General features: G+C 61.6%; 19 protein-coding genes. 15 read left to right on the forward strand and 4 right to left on the reverse strand.

The features are described from left to right. The first annotated feature begins 165 nt into the window (after positions 1–165). Complete coding sequence (locus KVO92_RS06160) at positions 166–1791, forward strand: BCCT family transporter (RefSeq protein ID WP_217474737.1); 1626 nt, start codon at positions 166–168, stop codon at positions 1789–1791. 121 nt (positions 1792–1912) lie between these two features. On the opposite strand, the gene KVO92_RS06165 is transcribed toward KVO92_RS06160, so the two are convergent. Then, the gene (locus KVO92_RS06165; protein ID WP_217474738.1) at positions 1913–2860 is read right to left on the reverse strand and encodes a LysR substrate-binding domain-containing protein; all 948 of its coding nucleotides are present in this window, start codon (positions 2858–2860) and stop codon (positions 1913–1915) included. Between the two features lie 117 nt (positions 2861–2977). Between KVO92_RS06165 and KVO92_RS06170 the strand changes: the two genes are divergently transcribed. The 7 genes from KVO92_RS06170 to KVO92_RS06200 all read left to right on the forward strand — a co-directional run bounded on the left by KVO92_RS06170 (position 2978) and on the right by KVO92_RS06200 (position 8767). Beyond that, positions 2978–3715 carry an FMN-dependent NADH-azoreductase gene (locus tag KVO92_RS06170; protein ID WP_217474739.1) on the forward strand — a complete coding sequence of 246 codons (738 nt, stop codon included), beginning with the start codon at positions 2978–2980 and terminating at the stop codon, positions 3713–3715. Between the two features lie 71 nt (positions 3716–3786). Continuing rightward, positions 3787–5049, forward strand: a complete 1263-nt coding sequence (locus tag KVO92_RS06175; RefSeq protein ID WP_217474740.1) for a hypothetical protein — start codon at positions 3787–3789, stop codon at positions 5047–5049. Continuing rightward, the gene (locus KVO92_RS06180) at positions 5046–5468 is read left to right on the forward strand and encodes a hypothetical protein (RefSeq protein ID WP_217474741.1); all 423 of its coding nucleotides are present in this window, start codon (positions 5046–5048) and stop codon (positions 5466–5468) included. The genes KVO92_RS06175 and KVO92_RS06180 overlap by 4 nt, the downstream gene beginning before the upstream one ends. Positions 5469–5881: 413 nt before the next feature. Further along, positions 5882–6271 (forward strand): hypothetical protein, encoded by a 390-nt coding sequence (locus tag KVO92_RS06185; protein ID WP_217474742.1) that lies wholly within the window; start codon positions 5882–5884, stop codon positions 6269–6271. A 120-nt stretch (positions 6272–6391) separates the two neighbouring features. Continuing rightward, positions 6392–7345 (forward strand): ABZJ_00895 family protein, encoded by a 954-nt coding sequence (locus tag KVO92_RS06190; RefSeq protein WP_217474743.1) that lies wholly within the window; start codon positions 6392–6394, stop codon positions 7343–7345. 262 nt (positions 7346–7607) lie between these two features. Further along, positions 7608–7970 carry a hypothetical protein gene (locus tag KVO92_RS06195; RefSeq protein WP_217474744.1) on the forward strand — a complete coding sequence of 121 codons (363 nt, stop codon included), beginning with the start codon at positions 7608–7610 and terminating at the stop codon, positions 7968–7970. A gap of 161 nt (positions 7971–8131) precedes the next feature. Continuing rightward, entirely contained in the window at positions 8132–8767 is a 636-nt protein-coding gene (locus KVO92_RS06200; RefSeq protein WP_217474745.1) for a hypothetical protein, read from the forward strand. A 229-nt stretch (positions 8768–8996) separates the two neighbouring features. On the opposite strand, the gene katG is transcribed toward KVO92_RS06200, so the two are convergent. Continuing rightward, the gene (gene katG / locus KVO92_RS06205) at positions 8997–11228 is read right to left on the reverse strand and encodes a catalase/peroxidase HPI (RefSeq protein ID WP_217474746.1); all 2232 of its coding nucleotides are present in this window, start codon (positions 11226–11228) and stop codon (positions 8997–8999) included. Between the two features lie 276 nt (positions 11229–11504). On the opposite strand from katG, the gene KVO92_RS06210 reads away from it, so the two are divergent. The 3 genes from KVO92_RS06210 to KVO92_RS06220 all read left to right on the forward strand — a co-directional run bounded on the left by KVO92_RS06210 (position 11505) and on the right by KVO92_RS06220 (position 14958). Beyond that, a complete protein-coding gene (locus tag KVO92_RS06210; protein ID WP_217474747.1) occupies positions 11505–12200 on the forward strand; it encodes a GNAT family N-acetyltransferase in 696 nt (231 codons plus the stop codon). Between the two features lie 147 nt (positions 12201–12347). Next, positions 12348–12698, forward strand: coding sequence for a TfoX/Sxy family protein (locus KVO92_RS06215; RefSeq protein WP_217474748.1), 351 nt, complete (start codon positions 12348–12350; stop codon positions 12696–12698). A 292-nt stretch (positions 12699–12990) separates the two neighbouring features. Next, on the forward strand, positions 12991–14958 hold the full coding sequence (locus KVO92_RS06220; protein ID WP_217474749.1) for a methyl-accepting chemotaxis protein: 1968 nt from the start codon (positions 12991–12993) through the stop codon (positions 14956–14958). A 139-nt stretch (positions 14959–15097) separates the two neighbouring features. Here the strand turns inward: KVO92_RS06220 and KVO92_RS06225 are convergent, their stop codons facing one another. After that, complete coding sequence (locus tag KVO92_RS06225) at positions 15098–15841, reverse strand: class I SAM-dependent DNA methyltransferase (RefSeq protein ID WP_217474750.1); 744 nt, start codon at positions 15839–15841, stop codon at positions 15098–15100. 272 nt (positions 15842–16113) lie between these two features. Here KVO92_RS06225 and KVO92_RS06230 point away from each other — a divergent pair, with 272 nt between their 5' ends. From KVO92_RS06230 to KVO92_RS06245, 4 genes are all read left to right on the forward strand, one after another. Further along, entirely contained in the window at positions 16114–16725 is a 612-nt protein-coding gene (locus KVO92_RS06230) for a glutathione S-transferase family protein (RefSeq protein ID WP_217474751.1), read from the forward strand. A 47-nt stretch (positions 16726–16772) separates the two neighbouring features. Next, positions 16773–18839: a pyridoxamine 5'-phosphate oxidase family protein gene (locus KVO92_RS06235; RefSeq protein ID WP_217474752.1), complete on the forward strand. Its 2067-nt coding sequence runs from the start codon at positions 16773–16775 to the stop codon at positions 18837–18839. A 184-nt stretch (positions 18840–19023) separates the two neighbouring features. Further along, positions 19024–19488, forward strand: a complete 465-nt coding sequence (locus KVO92_RS06240) for a DUF1348 family protein (RefSeq protein WP_217474753.1) — start codon at positions 19024–19026, stop codon at positions 19486–19488. A gap of 218 nt (positions 19489–19706) precedes the next feature. Next, entirely contained in the window at positions 19707–20597 is an 891-nt protein-coding gene (locus KVO92_RS06245; RefSeq protein WP_217474754.1) for a LysR family transcriptional regulator, read from the forward strand. A gap of 78 nt (positions 20598–20675) precedes the next feature. Here KVO92_RS06245 and KVO92_RS06250 read toward each other — a convergent pair whose 3' ends face one another. Next, positions 20676–22775, reverse strand: coding sequence for an HlyD family efflux transporter periplasmic adaptor subunit (locus tag KVO92_RS06250; RefSeq protein ID WP_217474755.1), 2100 nt, complete (start codon positions 22773–22775; stop codon positions 20676–20678). Between the last annotated feature and the right edge of the window lie 2 nt (positions 22776–22777).

The raw sequence follows: 22777 nt of genomic DNA on the forward strand, positions 1-22777 counted from the left end.
GGTCGGATGCCTGAGGAGGCGGGGCAACGACCAGGGTTGCCAGAAGTGTGAAGTACCTATTGGCTTTGGCAGGCGCCAAACTCGTCAATACGGATACCAAGGGTGGGAGGCAACCGCGGTCAGGACGCCCAGGGATGGATTCAATCCAGCTTTGGAGGATAAGCAATGGCCGACACCAGCGGAAGTCCGGCGGCGGGCGGAAATTTAATCGATACCGACTATCAGATCGGCCAGGACAATCTGGTCACCAACATCGGCCCTTTCGAGGTCGACATTCACAACCCTGTTTTTGCGATCTCCGGTCTGATGACGATTGTGTTCGTCATCTTCACGCTCGCATTTCCCGAGTTCGCAACCGGCCTCTTCACCGATGCGATGAACTGGGTGACAGTCCGCTTCGACTGGCTTTTCATCCTGGCCTCCAACATCTTCCTGGTGTTCGCCGTTGCTCTGGCGTTCTCGCCCTACGGCAAGGTCAGGCTCGGTGGGCCTGATGCGAAACCGGACTTCTCGCTGCTGGCATGGCTTTGCATGCTGTTTGCGGCCGGCATGGGCATCGGGCTCCTGTTCTGGAGCGTCGGTGAACCGATGACGCACTTCGTCAGCTCCGTCGCGCAGGATGCCGGCAGCCCCGACAGCTGGGCGCCGCTCGGTGGCTTGCCCGGTGATGTCGAAGGCTCTGCCAGACTCGGCCTTGCCGCCACGCTCTACCACTGGGGGCTGCAGGCCTGGGCGATTTATGCGGTCGTGGGGCTGGCGTTGGCGCTCTTTGCCTTCAACAAGGGCCTTCCGCTGGCGATCAGGTCCACCTTTTATCCCATCTTCAAAGAGCGGGTCTGGGGCTGGGTCGGCCATACCATCGACATACTGGCGGTGCTTGCGACCCTCTTTGGGCTCGCGACCTCCCTTGGGCTTGGCGCCGAACAAATCAACGCCGGCCTGTTCTTCCTGTACGGCATTCCGGTGTCCGACACGACGAAGCTCGTGTTGATCACCGTAATCACCGGCATCGCAACCGTCTCTGTCCTGCGCGGGCTGGAAGGCGGCGTCAAGAAAGCCTCCGAAATCAACATGATCATGGCGTTCGCACTGCTGATTGCCGTGTGCGTGTTTGGTCCAACGGGGGCGATCGTGGAGCGAGTCGCGGACTCGGTGGTCAGCTACTTCGCCTATCTACCGGCGCTGTCGCAGCCCTTCGCCCGCGAGGATGCGAACTACGCACAAGGCTGGTCCTCGTTTTACTGGGCCTGGTGGGTGTCCTGGTCGCCTTTCGTGGGGATGTTCATTGCCCGGGTCAGCCGTGGGCGCACGGTGCGCGAATTCATGATCTGCGTGCTCATCGTCCCCTCTGCCGTCTGCATCCTCTGGATGTCGATCTTCTCCGGCGTCGCGTTCGATCAGTACATCAATGACGGCTACCGCGCCGTGGCGGATGCGGCGCTGGAGGTAAAACTCTTCGCCATGTTCGACGTTCTGCCATTCACCCAGGCGATGTCCCTGCTGGGCATCGTTCTGGTGGCGGTCTTCTTCATTACCTCATCGGACAGCGGCTCGCTGGTCATCGACACCATCACCTCCGGCGGCAAGGATGACGGCCCGATTCCTCAGCGCGTGTTCTGGTGCGTTTTCGAAGGCCTCGTCGCCATCGCCCTGCTGCTGGGGGGCGGCCTCAAAGCCTTGCAGTCCATGGTGGTGACCACCGGCTTCCCGTTCTCCTTCGTCCTGCTGCTGATGTGCGTCAGCATCGTCATCGGGCTGAAGAACGAGCTGGCGGTACCACGCCGAACCTGATGCATGGGCGGCGCGATTACACCGCGCCGCGTCTTCTACCGCGTCGTTGTGCATTTAGTGTGCTGGAGGGCTAGCAAGTCGCCTGGAGATGCGCGTGGAAAAGGCTTCGCCGTTTTCCACCCTACGGCCGGTCCTTAAGGGGCGCGGCCCGGCGCGGCCGGTATCGGACGGTCGCCTCGCACAACCCGCCGGGTACCGCCATCACCCAGTCGCGCACCGCCAGCACCGTCGGATCGTCCCGGCGGCTCTCCGGGTATACGAGGTGGAACGGCTTGCCCGCCATCTCCGGTCCGAATGGCTGCATCAACCGCCCTGCCCTCACCTCGTCCTCGATCAACTCGCGGCTCATCAAGGCCACGCCCTGCGCGCCGATGGCGGCTGAGATGGCGTGGGTCTCGTCGGAGAAGGCCAGCCCGGCACTGACATCCAGGCCCGGCACGTTGGCGAGTTTCTGCCACGACGCCCAGTGAATCGGAGCGGCGACCGCACCGCGGGCATGAAAGTGGATCAGCGGATGCCTGGGCAGGTCGGCGATGTCGCGCAGGCCCAAAAGCGGGCTGCAGATGGGGACGAAGGTGTTGTCGATCAGCTTCTCCGCCACCAGACCCGGCCAGCGCCCGTCGCCGTAGCGGATGGCGATATCCGCCGTGATCCCATCCAGCGCCACCGGCTCGTGCGAGGTATGAAAGCGCAGATCGATCTCGGGATGGGAATCGCGCAGCAGGCAAACCCAGGGCACCAGCCAACGCACGGCAATGGCCGGTGTGGTGCTGAGCGTGATCGCCTGCCGGCAAGGCCCGGCACTGAGGCGTTCGACGGTTGAGTGGATGCTGTCGAACGCCGTCTCCAGCGTCTGTTGTAGCTCACGGCCTTGAGCGGTGAGTGCCAGCTGCCTGGGTTTGCGCACAAACAGCGCCACACCGAGGGATTCTTCCAGCGAGCGAATCTGGTGGCTGATGGCCGTAGCGGTGACGTTCAACTCCTCGGCGGCCTGCTTGGCGCTCTCATGGCGTGCGGCCGCTTCGAAGGCGCGCAGGGCGGAAAGCGAAGGTAACCAGCGATGCGCCATGGCTGAGTTTTCCTCATCTGTATCGGGAAAAAATGGTCGTTTGTCGCCCACAGAGCCTAACCCTAGTCTGGGTCTACCGCGAATGACAGATGAATTCAGTCACAGAGGAGACTCACCATGACGCACCTTCTGCACCTCGACGCCAGCGCCCGCCCCGGCCTCGCCGGCAAGGACGAGCACGGTTCCCACAGCCGTCATATCACCCACCGCTTCGTCAGCCAGTGGCTGGCCCGCCGCGCCCAGGACAGCGTGACCTACCGGGACATCGGCCAGAACCCGCCCTCGTTCACCAGCCACGACTGGATCGCCTCGTCCTTCACGCCGGAAGCACATCGTGAGCCCTGGATGCGCGAGGCGCTGGCTGAGAGCGATCTGCTGGTCGATGAGTTGATCGCAGCCGATGTGCTGATCATCGGAACGCCGCTGTACAACTTCGGCATGCCGGCCGCCCTCAAGGCCTGGATCGACCAGATCGTGCGCCCTGGCCGGACGGTCGAGGTCGACGAAACCAGGCTGCCTGATCCCTACGTGCCTTTGCTGGCGGACCGGCCTCGGCATGTGGTCATCCTCACCGCCCGCGGCGGTATCGGCTTCGGCCCCGGTGGGGAGATGGCGCACATGAACCACCTCGAGCCGAATCTGGTGACGGCGCTCAGTTTCATCGGCATCAGCCACTTTCATCAGATCGCCATCGAAGGTCAGGAGACCGGAGGTGACGTGCTGGCGGTCTCGGTGGCCCAGGCGCAACGAGGGGTCGATGCGCTGGTGGCAGAGCTTCAGGCGGAACTTGATGCTGGTTCCAGGTCGTCCGTCACCCAACACGCCACTGGCGTCGTTCAGGCACAGGTTTCGTGAACAAGCGCCAATGGGTGGAGGCCTCGAGCGGGTAGACTGCCGCCTGATTCAACAGTACAGGGACGATTTTCATGGGAACGGACACCCTCAAAGACGCGGCCTACCCGTTCGATCAGGGCTGGGATCTGGACACCGGCTGGAAGGCGGACAGCACTGGCAGCCGCGACTCCAGTTGGCTGCCAGACCAAGGCTGGAGCCGTCAGGCCGAATTGCCGAAAACCAAACCGGGTAACGGCGGCGCCTCCTTTGCCGCCTGGGAGCTGAAAGTCGAAGCCGCTCCAGAGCTTTCGGATTGGCCGCCACCCGATATGCTCAAGCTCCCAGAGGCTCTGCCGCCCGGCTTCTACATCGTGCCGCGCAGCATGTCCGGCGAGCAGGTACTCGCGAAGTTGTTTGCCGATACGCCGCACAGTCATCTGGTCAACCGCATCAAATCATTAAATCCGACCTTTGCTCAGGGCTTCAAGGCGGGAGAAATGATGGTGCTGGGTAATCTGATCAATCCCACCGCCTGCTCGCGCGAAGAAGCAGAGCTGATGGCCGCGGCCGCCAAGGTTCGTACTGCCCTGGAGCCACTGAGCGAGTCCGAAGCCAACTTCATGGCCGAGCACCAAACCGAGATCGCAACGGTGGTCGGTGGCGCCAGCGGCTCGTTGGGGCTTGGCACCGACGTGCTGGGCAAAGGGCTTAAGCAGATCGAAAGCACAATGCGCGACATTGAATACTTGCACCAACGCGAGTTCGCCACGCATGGCCACTTGAAAAGCCAGCAGTTCTTCACCTCTCGACAGCAGTTGTACCGGCAGCTCGACAACCAACTCAAAGCGACCTTCCTCGGCAAGCAGCTGGGCCTGGGAAGCTACCCGACGCTGCGGCAGGACCTCGGCATCTCCACCCGCAGCCTGGTGCACCACTGGAGCAGAGGCGGCGCACCAGGCCAGATCCCCGGCTATGCCACCCATATGGATCAGATTGCGAAGGCAGCTAAGTACCTGAGAAATGGAACCTATATCGGAATCGCGCTGGGCGGTACCGCCTCTGCCTTGAAAGTCCGAGAGGTTTGCCAGGCAGGCGAAACTCAGGCGTGCCAGAAGATTCGATTCACGGAGACGGGTAGCTTTGCTGGGGCGCTGGGTGGTGGATCAGCAGGGGTGAGCATCGGTATGGCTACGGCGCCCTATGTCTGCGGCGCTATAGGCCTGGCCTCCGGCTCCATTGGCGGTATTGTCTGCGGTCTGGTTGTTGTTGGTGGGGCTTCGGCTGCCGGAGGAGCTGGCGGTGGATGGGCTGGCGACCTGGTCGGAGAAAAAGTTTATGAAAGGAGCCAGAGATGAATTTCAGTGCTTGGTTTGAAACTTGGCCGCTGGATTTGCAGATAGCCTTTTTGATGGCCCCTTTTGTTACAGCGCTTTCTGGTATGGCCGTTCAGGCCTATACCACGCGCCGTTATTATGACCGAATTATCTCCGCGTTTCCGAATAGCCTTGGGGTGAAAAACTATCAACGCCTGTGGGCAGGATTCGATTTCGTATCGCGTTTCATGCAGGTTGGGAGCACCAGCGGATTCGTGCTCTGGCCAAACATACATGTTCGACAAGGCTCTCTTGACCCTGAGGAGGTTCGCAACTTCCCGCCCGAAATCAAACGGCTTATGGTCATTTCGGTCAGCCTTTTGTTTGTTGGTTTTGCTTGGCTGCTGGTCGGAGTAGCCCTGCTGAAACTCAGCGGTGTTGAGTCAGGCCAGATAGATTAGATTGCCGTGGCGCACGGATCAGATCCCCGCTATGCCACCCATATGGATCAGATTTCGAAGGCAGCTAAGTACCTGAGAAACGAAACCTATATCGGAATCGCGCTGGGCGGTACCGCCTCTGCCTTGAAAGTCCGAGAGGTTTGCCAGGCAGGCGAAACTCAGGCGTGCCAGAAGATTCGATTCACGGAGACGGGTAGCTTTGCTGGGGCGCTGGGTGGTGGAGGTGTTGCTGTACCACTGGTTAGCCGTTTGGCAGCAGGGCCTATCTGCGCTGCCATTGGTTTGGGATCAGGCGGTATAGGCGGCATTGTATGCGGTCTGGTAGTCGTCGGGGGCGCTTCCGTTGTCGGCGGAGCAGGCGGCCAGACAGGCGGAGAGTGGATGGGCGAATTCTTGTACGAGCAGACTAAGCCATGACTGAATTCTGGAATTCCTGGTGGGCATTCGCTTTTATGCTGGCCCCTTTCGTAATCGGAGCAATAGGGCAAGTCATCACAATTTACATGGTTTATCACGACCTAGACGATATGAAAGCAGCGTTCCCTCACAGCAGCCACATCCGCAACCAATTGAATATGTGGTCTGGCTCAGGATTCGTTGCGCGCTATATGCAAGTGAACGCCATAACTGGCGCAGTGCTTCTTTCTAACTTCTATGTACGCCGTGGAGATCTTGAGCCTGATGAAGTGGAGAACTTTCCGAAGCATCTCAGACCTCGAATGCTTTGGTCGACGTGGCTTTTGGGGATTAGTCTTGCATGGCTATTTTTGGCAGTTGGCTTGCTCAAACTAACTGAAAGTTGAACATATCGATGCTGGGGGCTGGCGAATGAAACGGCGGCTGTGGCTGGTTGTGGTCAGCGGGGCTCCGGTGACGCGGCAAGCGGTGTGGATGGGCGAATTCTTGTACGAGCAGACTAAGCCATGACGGAATTCTGGAATTCCTGGTGGGCATTCGCTTTTATGCTGGCCCCGTTCGTAATCGGCTTCTCAGGCATGCTCATGATTCTTCTCATGGCATACCGAAATCTCGACATGCTTCTCCGCACCTTCCCAAACAGCGAATATGTGCTAAGACAGAAATGCTTTGGGGCAATAGCGGTCTTACTCCCGTTTTATTCTAACGAGCAGTTTGGCAGCTGTAGCATTGCTCCCCAAAGGACACATAAAACGCGGAGACCTTTTGGAAAGCGAAGTTCGCAGCCTGTCCCATTCCATCAAGCAGCGCATGGTCATTGCCTGGTGGCTATGCTTCGCCGGTATGGCTTGGCTTCTTTTGGCAGTCGGCCTGCTAAAACTCACGGCAGATTGAATGCGGCACACACCAGCATTATCACACCCCTACTGGTCACTTCGCAATTGAACTTACAAAAGCTGAATTTTCGCTTACCCATTCAAAAATGCCATACGAGGACGTCCATGACATCGAAAAATGAAATATCAATTACTAAATATGTAGGTTTGTTTGCATTACTAAATGCAATATTAATGATCTTTTTCAACTCGCTTGCGCATGGCTTCGACATTGACCTTGGATCCGGAGCAAATATAGCAATGCTTATAGGCGCATCGATGATCACCTCAAATCAATTTGTAACAATCAACAAAAGAGCCCCAGATAAGGCAGAAAAAAACAAGTTAATATTAGGCTGCCTATTATCATCGATTGCCATGTCGATAGCTGGCGTCGCAATATTAATTTCCGTTGCCTTAGGCCCACAGGGGCTTACTGAGATAACAAGAATCCTTCCCAAGCTATCTACACTGACGTGGCTCGTCATTATAGGCGCAGTAACTTTGATCCATTATTTAATGCTAAACCTATCATTTGGATGGCATGCAAATAAGTTAGCGTCGAAGATCCAATCGAAAGCGTAACATAAAAAGGGGACTAATCCTTATCCTCATCCTCCCCTGCGACCTGGAAAGCAACTTACTTGAATTAACTTAACAGATTGCTTATATGGAGCATGTAATAGTGGACCTTCGTTGGCTAGTAATAGCAATGTTACTGACTTTCGCCTCAGGATGTTCCAACCATCAGTACAAAACGTATAGGGGCAACGTCGATGACCCTGCGATCTAAATTCTGGATTTATCAAATGGCTCTGCCGATGCGCCAGTCATCCACTTCGACACCATGCAATACCGCGCCGCAGGCATTCCATTTCACCGGTTGCTGCTGGCGGTTCAAGTTGATGGCAAGCCTTTACCGGATGCCGGCCGGCATTCCTTGTTGAATTTCTCAGGCTATCAGGCCGTCCGCCTAACATCTGGGAAGCACAGGATTGAATGGTGCTGGATATCTATGAATAAGCTGGGTACCGGTGGCGGTATGTGTGGCCTCGGCGCAAATGGTATCGAACTGGAGGCAGGCAAGCGTTATCTCGCCACGTGGTCTACGGCTACCAGCATCAAGGACCCGCCCCAACGAGAGCAGATGGAAATCACGGTCTCATCCTTTGTCCTCGACCGTGATACCAAGCTGCAGGTCTATCCTTGAAAAGTGCAAGCCGCAAAAAGCACTTCATTGAGATGTTGAAAATCATTCCGTTCCCTTTATGCTCGTAACCTCTCAAATGAGTAAGTGAGTAAACCCTTGAAGCTCTGCTCTATGCGATATCGACAAGCAACTATTCACCAAACACTTAGCAGGTACGCTCCATGAGGAAAATGTTATTAATACCCACACGAGCCGAATGGAGCACGTATTCGTCCGATCAAAAAAGAGGCGTTGCTATTTATGTAATCACGACTGTCGCGACTCTTTGCTCCATCATTCTTTGGTTAAGCATACAAATAAGTGACAAATTATCAGAGTTCGAAAGAGCAAAGCTAGTGGGCATTTGGTACAGCGATTACAGCTGGGGTTCTCCTAGCGGCGACGTCACGGTAGTCGGGACAACTCAACATCTATCCAACGGAAATTATAATTTCGCGGGCGACTTATCCATGAAAGTCGATAGACCGAAACAAATGAGCGTAGTCTGGCATGTTAACGCAACAGGAAAGTGGAGCTTAGAAAACGATCACCTTATAACCCAACTAATCGACCTAAAGAGCAGCATAAAACGCGTATCAATGGACGGATTAGAACCAAGCATGGAAAAAACTATTCGCCCTTACTTATCAAGCTTTAGGCTGGAGTCCTTTTTCCCAAGTAATTTAACTGAATCAAGCACAATACTTAAAGTCGGGGAAATGGAGATAATAACTGAGAAGTCAGACTTAGCAGGCAAACCTTTAGTTGTTAAATTAATTAGAGTCGAGGCGCCTTTTAGCAGCAAGATCGGTGAGTGATATTGCAAGGCGGGATGATTGCGACAGCTGTCCAGTTATCATCGAGCCGTAGCGGGTGGAATGTATTCCCGGGACTGGTGCGGGGGCGGCCCCGAATGATGAATCAGGCGAAGGGCAATACGCGTGGAAAAGACGTTCTTGATTGGAGCGGTGCGTAATCGGTCGGGCGTGTTGAAAAACGATTGGATCGGCCATCGTCGGCGGCGCCCGAAGGCGCCGCCGCGCAGTCTCACGCCGAGAGCTTCTGGCTGAAGACATCCGCCGGCTTGCCGATGTCGACCCGGTCGGCGTTCATCACCTTGTCCCAGGCTTTGACGAAGTCATGGACGAACTTCTCGTTGCCATCGGCCATGCCGTACACCTCGGCCTGGGCGCGCAGCTCCGACTGGGAGCCGAAGATCAGGTCGACACGGGTAGCCGTCCAGGTGGGCTGGCGGGTCTTGCGGTCCAGACCCTGGAAGCGGTTCTTGTGCTCGGTGGCGACCCACTCGTTCTTCATGTCCAGCAGGTTGACGAAGAAGTCATTGGTCAGCGTCCCCACACGATGGGTGAACACGCCCTCCTGGCTGCCGCCGGCGTTGGCGCCCAACACGCGCATGCCACCGACCAGGACGGTCATTTCCGGGGCGCTCAAGCGCAGCAGGTGCGCCTTGTCCACCAGCGCTTCCTCAGGCGCCATGAAGTGGGACTCGTGGTAGTAGTTGCGAAAGCCGTCGGCCACCGGCCGCAGCGCTTCGAAGGACTGCGCATCGGTCCACTCCTCCAGCGCGTCCATCCGCCCTGGCGTGAAAGGCACGCTGACGCTCACACCGCCATCGCGCGCGGCCTGTTCGATGGCGGCGCAGCCGGCCAGCACGATCAGGTCCGCCATGGAGACCTTCTTGCCTCCCGTCGCCGCGCCGTTGAACGCATTCTGGACACCTTCGAGCTTCTCCAGCACTCGGGCCAGCAAGGCCGGGTTGTTGATGTCCCAGTCCTTCTGCGGCGCGAAGCGGATGCGTGCGCCATTGGCGCCGCCGCGCTTGTCCGAGCCGCGGTAGGTCGCTGCGGAGGCCCAGGCCACCGAGACCAGTTCAGGCACCGAGAAGCCTAGGCCCAGCAGCTGCTGCTTGAGGGCGGCGATGTCCGCCTCGTCGATTACCGGGTGGTCACGCTCGGGAATCGGGTCCTGCCAGATGAGGGTTTCCTTCGGCACCAGCGGTCCGAGATAGCGGCCAATGGGGCCCATGTCGCGGTGGGTCAGCTTGAACCAGGCGCGGGCGAAGGCATCGGCGAACTCGTCCGGGTTTTCCAGAAAGTGCCGCGAGATCGGCTCGTAAATGGGGTCGAAGCGCAGGGCCAGGTCCGACGTCAGCATGGTCGGCTTGCGCTTCTTGCTGGGGTCGAACGGGTCGGGAATGATCTCTCCCACGTTCTTGGCTTGCCATTGATAGGCGCCGGCCGGGCTCTTGGTCAGCTCCCATTCGAAGTTGAACAGGTTCTCGAAGAAGTAGTTGGACCACTGCGTCGGCGTCTGGCTCCAGATGACTTCCAGGCCGGAGGTGATGGCATCGGCACCGATTCCGGTCTTGAACTGACTGCGCCAGCCCAGGCCCTGGTCTTCGATGACGGCACCTTCCGGTTCCGGGCCCATCAGCGAGGGATCACCTGCACCGTGGGTCTTGCCGAAGGTATGGCCGCCGGCGATCAATGCCACGGTTTCGTAGTCATTCATGGCCATGCGCGCGAAGGTTTCGCGGATGTCGATGGCCGAGGCCTTCGGGTCCGGCTTGCCGTTCGGGCCCTCGGGGTTCACATAGATCAGCCCCATCTGCACCGCGCCCAGGCCCGGGTGCAGTTGGCGTTCGCCGCTGTAACGCTCATCGCCCAGCCAGGTACCCTCGGGGCCCCAGTAGAGCTCTTCCGGCTCCCAGGTATCGGCGCGACCGCCCGCGAAACCAAAGGTCTTGAGGCCCATGGATTCCAGCGCCACGTTGCCGGTGAGCACGAACAGGTCGGCCCAGGAGAGGTTGCGCCCGTATTTTTGTTTGATCGGCCACAGCAGGCGCCGGGCCTTGTCCAGCGAGGCGTTGTCCGGCCAGCTGTTGAGCGGCGCGAAACGCTGCTGACCGCCACCGGCGCCGCCACGGCCGTCGGTGATGCGATAGGTGCCGGCGCTGTGCCAGGCCATGCGGATGAACAGGCCGCCATAGTGGCCGAAGTCCGCCGGCCACCACTCCTGCGAATCGGTCATCAGCTGGTGCAGGTCGGCGATGACGGCGTCCAGATCGAGTGCGCTGAACGCCGCGGCGTAGTCGAAATCGCCGCCATAAGGGTTGGAGCGCGGCGAATGTTGATTCAGTGCCGTCAGGCTCAGCGCCTCCGGCCACCAGTCGCGGTTACCGGGACGTTTGCGCGGTGCACCGGCGCCATGACCGAACGGGCATCCGCCACCAGTGGTTTCTCCAGACTCAGCACTCATGTTCTATTCCTCAAATTAGTGGTCGTGATCGCGGTCGGGCGCCGCTGAAGCAAAACTAGCATTACCGCTAACGCCTAATAGTTGCCGGATTCCCCCGCTAAAATCCTCAAAAAGTTGTTAAATTGCTGCGATTGTGGCGCTTTCTTGCGCACTGCAGCTAGTAGGCGGCAGAACATCGAATGTTCCTATGGCCGCGATAGGCAGCGCTCGAAGACGCAGCGTGCAGCAGCCCTGTCGGTACAATGGCGCCTTTTCCGAACCGCCCCGGAGGCCCCTATGTTCACCCTCTCCCACCTGTGCACCCCGCCGCCGGAATCGATGAAGAGCCAGGTGCTGCAGATGGTGGTGGACTACCTCAGCGACATCAGCCCGGTCTCGCTGCCGCCCAGCAACCCGCTGTATCAGCTGTACCAGTACGTGGTGGGTTTCGAGGTGCACCGCTATCTGGACAGCATGGACGGTGCGCAACCGGGCAAGCCCGAACTGATCATGGCGCTGGATGCCGAGGACCCGGCTCGTCTGCTGGGTTTCGCGCTGTACCTGCCGTACCTGGACGACCCGCAGGCCTGTGCGCTGGTCTACCTGGCCGTGCAGACGAGCCATCGCCGGCGGGGCATCGGCCGGGCCATGGTCGAGGCGATGATGACGCGGTATCCCCATGCCGAAGTGGCATGCGTGGCCAGCAAGGTGCCGTACTTCGAAGCGCTCGGCTTCATGCCGCTGGCGGCGCGGGGTCCGCAAGTGGTGATGAACACTCGCCCCCATGCCTCCAGCGGTGGCGTGGCCGTGCAGGACCTGCAGCCGATTTTCCAGTCCGAAGAGGTCCGGCAGATCCACGCCTACCTGCTCAAGCAGCACGGCGCCGAGGCCATGCGCGAGGCCGAGACGCAGCGCGATGCCCTGCTCGACGAACTCGCCCAGCAGGCGCAGCACCTGACCCAGACGTACGCCTCGGCCACCCGTCTGCATTGATCCAAGGCACGCGGACGACTGCCGATCGGCTGGCGGACGGAGTGACCGAGCCCATGCTGCAGACTGTCCGGCGGCCGCCTCATGCCGTGCAATCGGGTGCTAGGCTTCACCCGGCTCGAATGAACCTCACAGACGGTGAACGGCGCGATGGCCAGCGATAAAGACTTCATGGACTACGTGGCAGAGCAGATCGGCCTGGGTAGCCGGCTGACCTACCGCAAGATGTTCGGGGAGTACGCGCTCTACCTGGATGGCAAAGTGGTCGCCTTCGTCTGCGACAACAGCCTGTTCATCAAACCTTCCCAGGCGGCGACCGCGCTTGCGCCGGAGCTGCCCCTGGGCCCGCCCTACCCCGGCGCCAAGGACTATCCCGTGGCGGACGAGCTGCTCGACGACCCCGACGCCCTGCGCCGCCTGGTGATCGAAACCGCCAGCGCCCTGCCCGCTCCGAAACCACCGCGGCCGCGCAAGAAAAAGCCAGACACCGCGCAGCGCTAGCGACTCAGGCGCAACTGGCCTACCGGCACACCCGGTCAGGCTCGCTGACCCGCGGCTCATCGTACCTGCCTGCCCCCGACCGCATTGCATCTCGCCAGCTGCACAAATCTCAGGGACCGACCCTCAAGCCATAACGATGGCCTGCCGATACGCTTCTAGCACCGCTCGCCTGTGATCGATTCGATCCTGCGTACGCGACCGCGAAGCGCATCGGATTGCGTGTGGGTTCCCCGAAGAACGAAGCGCAGGTTGGCGTGGACGTCTTGATGAACTGGCCAGAGGCCGTTGAACAATGAAAATAAAACACAAGTTGCTAGCAAGCTTTCTGGTCGCGACCCTTGTTCCTGTGCTGGTCGTGGCGCTGTTCACCATCCGCAACGTGACCGAGGAAGCCAAGGTCCAGTTCGAGGAGGGCAGCAACCTGGACGTCCAACTGGTGAACAACACCTTTGTGACGCTGTTCGAGTCGGTCAACCACACCGTGTCGGCGATGGCCGATTACGCCGCCGTCCGGGACACCGATAGCGGCGAGCTGACCGTCTATTCTGGCTCGCCCCGCAAACCGGGCGCGGTCGCCACGGCCAATGGCGGCCGCGAAAAAGACATCTTCGATTACTTCTCCGGTATCGGTAACAATAACCCGAACTTCGGCTACGTCTACATGGGCGATACCAAAGGCGGCTACGCAGAATGGCCAGGCACCGGCGACTACGGTGACTGGGACCCGCGCGGGCGCCCCTGGTACACCATGGGCAAAGACGCCAATTTCCAGCTGACACGCCTCGATGGGTATTACTGGGAACCGGACGACGCCGTCTACGTATCCGTGATCAAGGCCTTCAAAGACAAGGCGGGCCAGTTCGCCGGGGTCGTGGCGGTCGATGTGTCGCTCAAGGCACTGACCGATATGGTGCAAAAAATCCGCTTTGGCGAGACCGGCTTCTTCATGCTGGTGGAAGGCAGCGGCACCTTGCTGGTCGACGGCCACCAGCCCAAGAACAACTTCAAGAAGCTCAGCGAGCTGTCGGGTGACTACTTTTCGGCCATTGCCCAGAAAGACAACGGCGTGATCGAGGTGAACATCGATGGCGTCGACTACCTGGCCAACGTCTTCACCTCGCCGACTCTGGGCTGGAAATTCATCGGTTTCATGCAGGTCGACGAGATTCTCGCCGGCGCCCACAAGCTGGCCTGGTTGACGCTGGTCGCTTGCGCCGTGCTGGTGGTGTTGTTCGGTGTCGCCGGGGTGATCTTCGCCAACCGCATCGTGACCCCGATCAACCTGGTCAAGGACGGTCTGCGCACCATCGCCCAGGGCGAAGGTGACCTGACGCATCGGCTGCCCGTACTGGCGCGCGACGAAACCGGCGAACTGGCCAAGTGGTTCAACCAGTTCATCGAGTCGACGCAATCGATGATTACCGTCATCAAGGACAACGCTGTCAGCATCGACAGCGTCTCGAGCCAGACCAACGAACGCACCACCGCCATGTCGGACAGTCTGCAAAGCCAGTCCAGCGCCGTGGAACAGATTGTCACCGCGGTGACCGAAATGGCCTCGGCGGCCAACGAGGTGGCGCACAACTGCGTGAGGACGGCAGAAATCTCCGCGCAGGGTCTGGAGGCGACCCGCAACGGCAAGCAGGTGATCGCCCGCAGTACCGCAGGGGTGAACGATCTGGGCGCCAGCATTCAAGGTTCGAGCAAGGTCATTCGCGAGCTCGAACGTGAAACGGTGAGCATCAACACCATCCTGTCGACCATCCAGCAGATCGCCGAACAGACCAACCTGCTGGCACTCAACGCCGCCATCGAGGCCGCGCGTGCCGGTGAACAGGGACGCGGCTTCGCCGTGGTGGCGGAAGAAGTGCGCAACCTGGCCAAGCGCACCCAGGATTCCACCGGCGAGATCAACAAGATCCTCAACCTGCTGGTCAGCCGCATCAGTGAGGTGACGGCGAGCATGGATCACAGCCTGACCGAATCGAGCAAGGCCATCGAGCTGGCGGGCGATGTGATGGGGGCGTTCGAGGACATCGAGAATGCCGTTCAGACGATCCGCGACATGACCACGCAAGTGGCCACCGCCACCGAGGAACAACACCTGGTGACCGAGGACATCAACCGGAACGTGGTCGCCATCAGCGACGCGGTTGCCCAGGTGTCCAGCCAGGCCTCGGAGGTCGAAACCTACTCCCAGGAGCAGCGTCAGCTCAGCAGCGCCCTCCGGCAGTTGGTCGGGCGCTTCCGTACGCAGTGACGCGCCAGGGCGTTCGCGCCATCGCCGAGCGAGCCGTCAGCCTGGCGCCTCGCTCGGTATCACAACCTCAGACGTCGTGTTCGTCGATTACCTCAGCGGGGCGCCAGTCCGTCCGGAATGGCCACCCCGCCCTGCCCCCTCAGCGCTTCACGCAGACGAACAGCGCGTTTCCGGACGCGCTGTTGCGCTCAACGATCCGCTCGTAATCATGTTCGAGCACATGGACGTCGAAGTACGGCGCCAGCAGCTCGGTCAACTCGGCAAAGCTCACCGCCACCATGGCATGCTCGTCGTGCCAGACCTGGCTCTGCGCGTCGACGGTCCGCTCGATACGCAACCTGAGCGACTGCCGCTCGCCGTCACCCGCGTAGTACCAGGCGGAGCTGAAGCTGAACAGCCCATCGGCGTGGCCGGCGCTGTGCGAAAAGAACGAGCGGTTATCGATGCTGTGCTTGTCGACGGCGTTGAAACAGAACAACCCACCGGGCGTCAGCGCCCCATGCACGCTGGCGATGCAGGCTTTCAAGCGCTCGATGGTGCCGCTGTAGTGGATCGAGTACAGAAAGCAGGTGATCAGGTCGACCGGCCGCTCCAGCGTGAAGCCGCACATGTCCTGCACGGCGAAGTGCGCTTCCGGGCAACGTAGCGCGGCGCGGTCGAGCATCGGCTGGTTGATGTCGAGCCCACCGCTGGCAAAGCCGGCATCGATGAAATGGCGCACGTGCGGCCCGGTCCCGCAGGCGAGGTCCAGGTGCCGCCGGCCTCCGTTGCCGAACAGCTGTTGCAAGCGCTGGATGCAGTGGCTCTGTGCCCGGTAATCGATATCGGCGCACATGAGGTCGTAATAACCCGACAGGTCGGTATAGAGGGCATTGCCGGGCATGATGACCTGCTGATCGAGCGGGAGCGTTGAGGGGCGCGCATCATAGCCGGGCCACGGCGAAATCGCCCGTCAATCCTGCGTCTTTACCAGGCCAAAAACGGGGTGCGCGCCGGAACGCCAATCACCGGCGGACGTGTCCGCAAGCGCATCGATTATTCCGCGACATGAAATAAAGAAGTACCCAGAAGGGATATTCATCAAAAAATCGTTCAGCCACACACTGGCGGCACGGATCGGGATACACCCGGCCCGACAAGCCCAGGAGCCGAACCATGAAAATCCATCACCATCCGCTGTCCGGTCATGCACACCGCGTCGTCCTTTTCGCCTCGCTGCTTGGCCTCGAACATGAGTTGGTCGAGGTCGACCTCCAAGCCGGGGCACACAAGCAGCCTGAATTTCTGGCCATCAACCCGTTCGGCCAGGTGCCGGCCCTGGAAGATGACGGCATTGCCCTCGCCGATTCCAACGCCATCCTCGTCTACCTCGCCAAGAAAGCGGGCCGCCGCGACTGGCTGCCAGAAGATGCACTGGGCGCGGCACGCGTTCAGCGCTGGTTGTCGGTAGCGGCCGGCGAGGTCGCCTACGGACCGGCAGCAGCCCGGTTGGTCACCGTGTTTGGCGCAGGCTTCAATGCCGAGGAAGTCATCGGCCGCGCCCATGCCCTGCTCGGTCAGCTGGAACAGCACCTGGCCGGCCGCGACTGGTTGGCGGCCGATCATCCGACGATCGCTGACGTCGCGATCTACAGCTACGTCGCCCGCGCACCGGAAGGCAACGTCGCGCTGTCCGACTACCCCGCCGTCAATCGTTTCCTCCGCCGTATCGAAGCCCTGCCTGGCTTCGTGCCCTTCGTCCAGACCGCTGCTGGGCTGGCCGCGTAAGCGGACCCAAGGCACCTACCCCGCTTCCATCGCCCGGAGAGAACGACATGTCCGAGTCATCGCTTACAACCGCCGTCTGGCACGAGGGCGAGAAACTCATCCAGGAAAAGCTCGGCGTGGCGGAGCGCATGGAAGCGGTCGGCGCACGTGTCATACGGGACTTCATGCCCGAGCAGCACCGCGCATTCTACGGCCAGCTGCCGTTCATCGTGCTCGGCAGCGTGGACGCCGAGGGAGACGCCTGGGCAACGGTTCTTGACGGCCGTCCGGGCTTCATGGCCTCGCCGACGCGCACGACACTCGACATCGCGGCCCGGCCGGATTCCAACGACCCGGCGGGTCGCGGCCTGGTCGATGGCGCGCCGGTCGGCCTGTTAGGCATCGAGATGCACACGCGTCGTCGCAACCGCATGAATGGCGTTGTTTCGCTCACCGATCGAGGCTTCAGCGTCGAGGTAGACCAGAGCTTTGGCAATTGCCCCCGTTATATCCAGCTCCGCCGCTTCTCCTTTGAGCGCGATCCCGAGACGCCCTTTGAGGGGCCCGTCGAGACGCTGGTGACGCTGGACCCACCCGCTCGCGCACTGATCGAGCAGGCGGATGCCTTTTTCGTGGCCTCGTACGCCGACCGAGCGGAGCGCCGTCAGGTCGATGTCTCCCATCGCGGCGGCAACGCGGGTTTCGTCCGCGTCTCCGACGACGGCACGCTCACGATTCCCGACTTCGACGGCAATCTGTTCTTCTCCACGCTTGGCAACATCGTGCTCAACGCCAAGGCCGGGCTGCTTTTCGTCGACTTCGAGACGGGAGACCTGCTGCAGATGACCGGTGAGGCTGAAGTGATTTTCGATTCACCCGAAATCGCGGCGTTTCAGGGCGCCGAGCGGCTGTGGACATTCCGCCCGCGGAAAATCGTTCGCCGGCCTGCCGGCCTCGCGCTGCGCTGGGCCTTCGAGGATGGCGGTTGGTCCGATAGCACCTTGATGACCGGCGACTGGCGACAAGCGCACGAGCGGCTGCGCGCCACTTCGCGCTTGAACCAGTGGCGAACCCTGACGGTGACGCAGGTGACCGAGGAAAGCGCGTCGATCCGCTCATTTCACCTGGTCCCGGCTGACGGCGCCGGGCTGCTGCCACACCTGGCAGGCCAACACCTGCCTATCCGCGTGCGGCTGCCCGGCCAGACCAAGCCGCTCATCCGTACCTACACGCTGTCGGTTGCGCCATCCGATGGCACCTACCGGATCAGCGTCAAACGAGAGGGGACGGTGTCCCGCTACCTGCACGAGCACCTGCATGAGGGCAGCACGCTCGAGGCCCGCGCGCCGGAGGGTGACTTCACCCTGGATGCGCAGGACGCTCGGCCGGCAGTGCTGATCGCCGGCGGGGTGGGCATCACACCGATGCTCGCGATGCTTCGCCACCTGGTCCACGAAGGGTTGCGCAAACAGCGGTTCCGCCCGGCCACGCTGTTCTATGCCGCTCGTTCCAAGCAGGACCGCGCCTTCGATCAGGAACTGACAGACCTGATCGCCACCGCCCAGGGCGCCGTCAAACTCGTCCGCGTGCTGAGCGACACCCGTGACGCTCGGGCGGGCATCGACTATGAGGCTTGCGGTCGCATCGACATGGCGCTGCTCAGCCGCTTTCTCGCCTTCGACGACTACGCGTTCTACCTGTGCGGCCCTCCGCCGTTTACGCAGGCGATTTACGACGGCCTGCGCAGCTACGGCATCGCCGATGAGCGCATTCACGCCGAGTCGTTCGGACCGGCGGCGCTAGCCCGCACGCGTGATGCCGGTATGCCCGCGGCCGCTCGGTTGCCCGCCGCAACCACGCCAGTGCCGGTGGCCTTCGTCGATTCGCTGAAGGAGGCGCGCTGGACGCCGGAAACCGGCACGCTGCTGGAACTGGCCGAAGCGCGTGGCCTCGACCCCGAATTCGGTTGCCGCGAAGGCAGTTGCGGAACCTGTCGGACGAGGTTGCTCGAGGGCGCGGTGACCTATGTGAAACAGCCCACGGCCCGGGTCGGCGCCGATGAGGTGCTGATCTGCTGTGCCGTGCCTGCCCAGCAGCAACCCGACGAGGCGCGTCGCATCCAGCTCGCACTCTGACGCGCTGGCGCCTGCCACAGGCGCCGCGACATGCCTAGATGCGTCCTGAATAATTTGGCGTCCGGCAAAGCGCTGCCGGATCCGCTTGAATAGGACTATCGGCTGACCCGCCGATTGCCCGCGAATCCAGTAAAGGAACGGCTGCCACCGTAGTCGTCCTTCCGTTCACACAAGGAGTTTTGCCATGTCCCGCCCTCCGCTACCGCCCTTCACCGAGCAGACCGCCATCGAAAAGGTGCGCCTTGCCGAAGACGGCTGGAACAGCCGCGATCCGGCCAAGGTCGCGCTGGCCTACACGCCGGATACCCGTTGGCGAAACCGTGCGGAGTTCGTGACGAACCGGGCCGAGGCCGAGGCGTTCCTTACCCGCAAGTGGAACCGTGAACTCGACTATCGCCTGATCAAGGAGCTCTGGGCGTTCACCGGGAATCGCATCGCTGTCCGCTACGCCTACGAGTATCACGACGACAGCGGCCATTGGTTTCGCGCCTATGGCAACGAGAACTGGGAGTTCGCCGAGGACGGGCTGATGCGCGTGCGCCACGCCAGCATCAACGAACTCCCGATCACCGAAGCAGAGCGCAAATTCCGCTGGCCGCTCGGACGCCGGCCAGACGACCATCCCGGCCTCAGCGACTTCGGCTTTTAAGCCTCGATCTCGACAAGCCGGCATTCAGGGCGCTCGCCACAGCGGTCGGAGGCCGGCGATCGTGACACCTGCGAGAAGCTCACCCGCGCCAGCCGCTGTGCAGGATCTTTTCCAGGCTCATGGCGAACAGACGGACGCGTCCGGACTATCATGGCGCGCCTCCGGCAGTCGCTCCGGACGTTGCTGTGAGGCTAGCCTGACGGAAAAGAGGACGAGGCATGGATCGTTGGTTGGCGATGCGGGTGTTCGTGAAGGTCGCAGAAACCGAAAGCTTTGCGGAAACGGCGCGCCAGCTGCACATGAGCGCGCCGGCGGTCACGCGAACCGTAGCGACGTTGGAAGAACTCATCGGCGCCCGCCTGTTCGTCCGCACCACCCGCTCGGTCAAGACCACCGAAGCGGGACGCCACTATCTGGATGACTGCCGCCGCATACTGAGCGACATCGCCGAAGCGGAGTCTGCCGCGGCCGGACACTACAAGGCGCCGTCCGGCACCTTGGCCATCACCGCATCCGCGATGTTCGGGCAGATCTACGTATTGCCCATCGTGACCGAATACCTCGATGCCCATCCGAACATGCACGCCAGGACCTTCTTCATCGACCGGCCGGTGAACGTCGTCGACGAGGGGATGGACGTCGCCGTGCGCATCGGCCACCTGCCCGATTCAGGCTTCACCGCTATCCAGGTCGGTTCCGTGCGTCGCGTCGTCTGCGGCTCGCCGCAGTACCTGCACACCCACGGCACCCCCGCTGAACCGGCCGACCTCAAGCAGCACCGCATCGTCGCCTCCAGCAGTGCCTGGGCCTCGCCGGAATGGCGCTTTGCGCACGGCCAGCGCGTCATCATCGACCCTGTGCTGCAGTGCAACACCAACGAAGCGGCGATCGCGACCGCCAGAGCCGGCTGGGGCCTGACGAGAGTGCTGGCCTACCAGATCGGCCCCGCCTTGCTCGAAGGCGAGCTGAACATCGTCCTCAGCGAATTCGAAGAACCGCCGCTGCCGATCCATGTGTTGTACCCGGAAGGCCGCCAGGCACCGGCTAAAGTACGAGCCTTCGTCGACCTGGCCGTTACGCGGTTGCGCGAGAACCCACTGTTCAACTGACGGCCCATAGCGGCGCCGGTGGCAGGGCCGCGGCGCTGCCGCCGGCGTGCAGGTAAGAGCACGCGGGCGCGGGCGCCCTTAGAAACCCGCCTCGCGCAACAGCACGGCCAGCGCGCTGCGCAGGTAGCGCGCCGCCGGCACCTCCCAGCGCCCCTTGATGACCAGCGTGCCGCGCCAGGACTGATCGGCCAGCGTGGCCGGTACGTCCTGCACCGCCAGCGACACCCGGTACACACCCTGTTCAGGGATCAGCTGGTCGCGGCGCTGGCGCACCAGCACATGGCCGCCAGCCGGTGCGGCGAGCATGCCGCTGGGCAACACGCGCGTCGCATCAGCATCAATATGGCGCACCTGCAGTTCCAGGCGACCGCCCTCGCCGCCATCGGCGATGAAACCGGCGCTGTCACCCACGGCGATCTGCTTGACCGCCTCCTCGTCGAGGAAGGTTTCCACCACGTAGCCCTTGTCGCCTACCAGTAGCGCGATGCGCTCACCTTCGGCCAGCCATTGGCCGGGCTGCAGGTCCGGATCGATGTCATGCAGCCGCCCGCTGAAAGGTGCCCTCGGTTGATAGCGCGCCAGCGTCTCGTCGAGGCCGGCAAGTTCTTCCTGGGCGGTGGCGAGTTCTTCCTGGGCACTTTGCAGGCGCGCACGGGATTCGCTGCCGAAGCCAGCCGAGGCCGCCAACCAGCGCAACTGCTCGACCTTGGCCGCAGCCGCTTCGCGGCGCACGGCCAGCGCTGACGAGGCGAGCTGCGCGATGGGCCCACCCTCGGCGACACGGTCGCCCTCCCGGTGCGGCAGGGCTTCGAGCATGGCCGGGCCCGGCACGTGCACCGGCCACACCTGGGCCGGATGCAGCAGCCCACTGACCGTCACCCGTCCAGGCCAGGGCACCAGCGTCAGGCCGATGGCCAGCGCTGCGATGACCAGGCTGACGCGGCCGCGACGGCGCGAGCGGATGGTCGGCCAGCGCGTCTTCCATTCGCGGAGTTCGTTTCGTATGGGCATCAGGATGAACCAGCAGATCTCGACGGCGAACAGGACGATGCCGATAGCCTTCACCGCAAAGTGATAGACCAGCACGGCGATACCGAGAAAGACCACCAGGCGATACAGCCAGGTGATCCAGGCGAAGAGGATCAGGCCCCGGTGGCGCGCCGGGGTGAAGTGTTCGGGGCACGGCTCGCGCAGGTCGAACAGCCACTCGCGCAGTCGCCAGCGTGCCAGGGCGAAGCTGCGCTCATGCAGGTTGGGCAGGTCCAGCCAGTCGGAGAGGATGAAGTAGCCGTCGAAGCGCATGAAGGGGCTGGCGTTGATCGCCAGCGTTGCGATCCAGCTGGTGGTCGCGAGCACAAAGGCGGCCGAACGCAGCTCGCCGTCAGGGAGTAGGCCCCAAGCCAGGGTGGCCCAGGCGGCAATTCCCAGCTCGGTGACGATTCCCGCCGCCGCCACTCGCAGGCGCTGCCAGCGGCTGGTCAGACGCCAGGTCTCGTTGGTGTCGGTATAGGCCATCGGCCAAAGCACCAGAAAGGCGACGCCCATGGTCGGCACGCGGCAGCCAAAGCGCTTGGCGGTGAACGCGTGGCCGAGTTCGTGCAGTAGCTTGACCAGGATCAGCGCCACGCCGTAGGCGAACAGGCCGCTCAGGGTGAAGGTGTCGACCAGCGAGGTGGTGAAGACGTCCCACTGGCGCGCCACCAGCGTCAGGCCCAGCAACAGCGCCATCAGGGTCAGCAGCGCGAAGGTACGGCTACGAAAGCGCTCGGCGACCGGTAGCCAGCGGTCCAGCCAGGCATCGGGGCGCAGCAGCGGTACGCGGAAGAACAGGTAGTGGTGCAGCAGCCATTTCAAGTGACCGCCTTCGCCTACTGTCGCGCGTTCGGCCAGTTGCTTCGCGTTCCCCGGCACCAGTTGCACCAGTTGATTGGTGCGCAGGAAGCGGGCGACCTGCTCGATGTCGTCGGGCTCCGGTTGCAGGGTCGAGTCGGCAGCGATCGAGTCGACGATGGTCTCGGCATCGGCATAGGACCAACGCCTCAGGATCTCGAAGGTCAGCCAGTCGAGGCTGAAGAAGCGGTTGCGCGTCGGGTCGTGCAGCGTCCAGCTGGGCTGACCATCGGCCAGCACCGGCCCGGGCAGCAGCGCCAACTCTTCGCGCAACAGCGGCCAGCTCATGC

It is taken from the genome of Stutzerimonas stutzeri (genome assembly GCF_019090095.1).
GTDB classification, from domain to species: Bacteria; Pseudomonadota; Gammaproteobacteria; order Pseudomonadales; family Pseudomonadaceae; genus Stutzerimonas; species Stutzerimonas stutzeri_AN.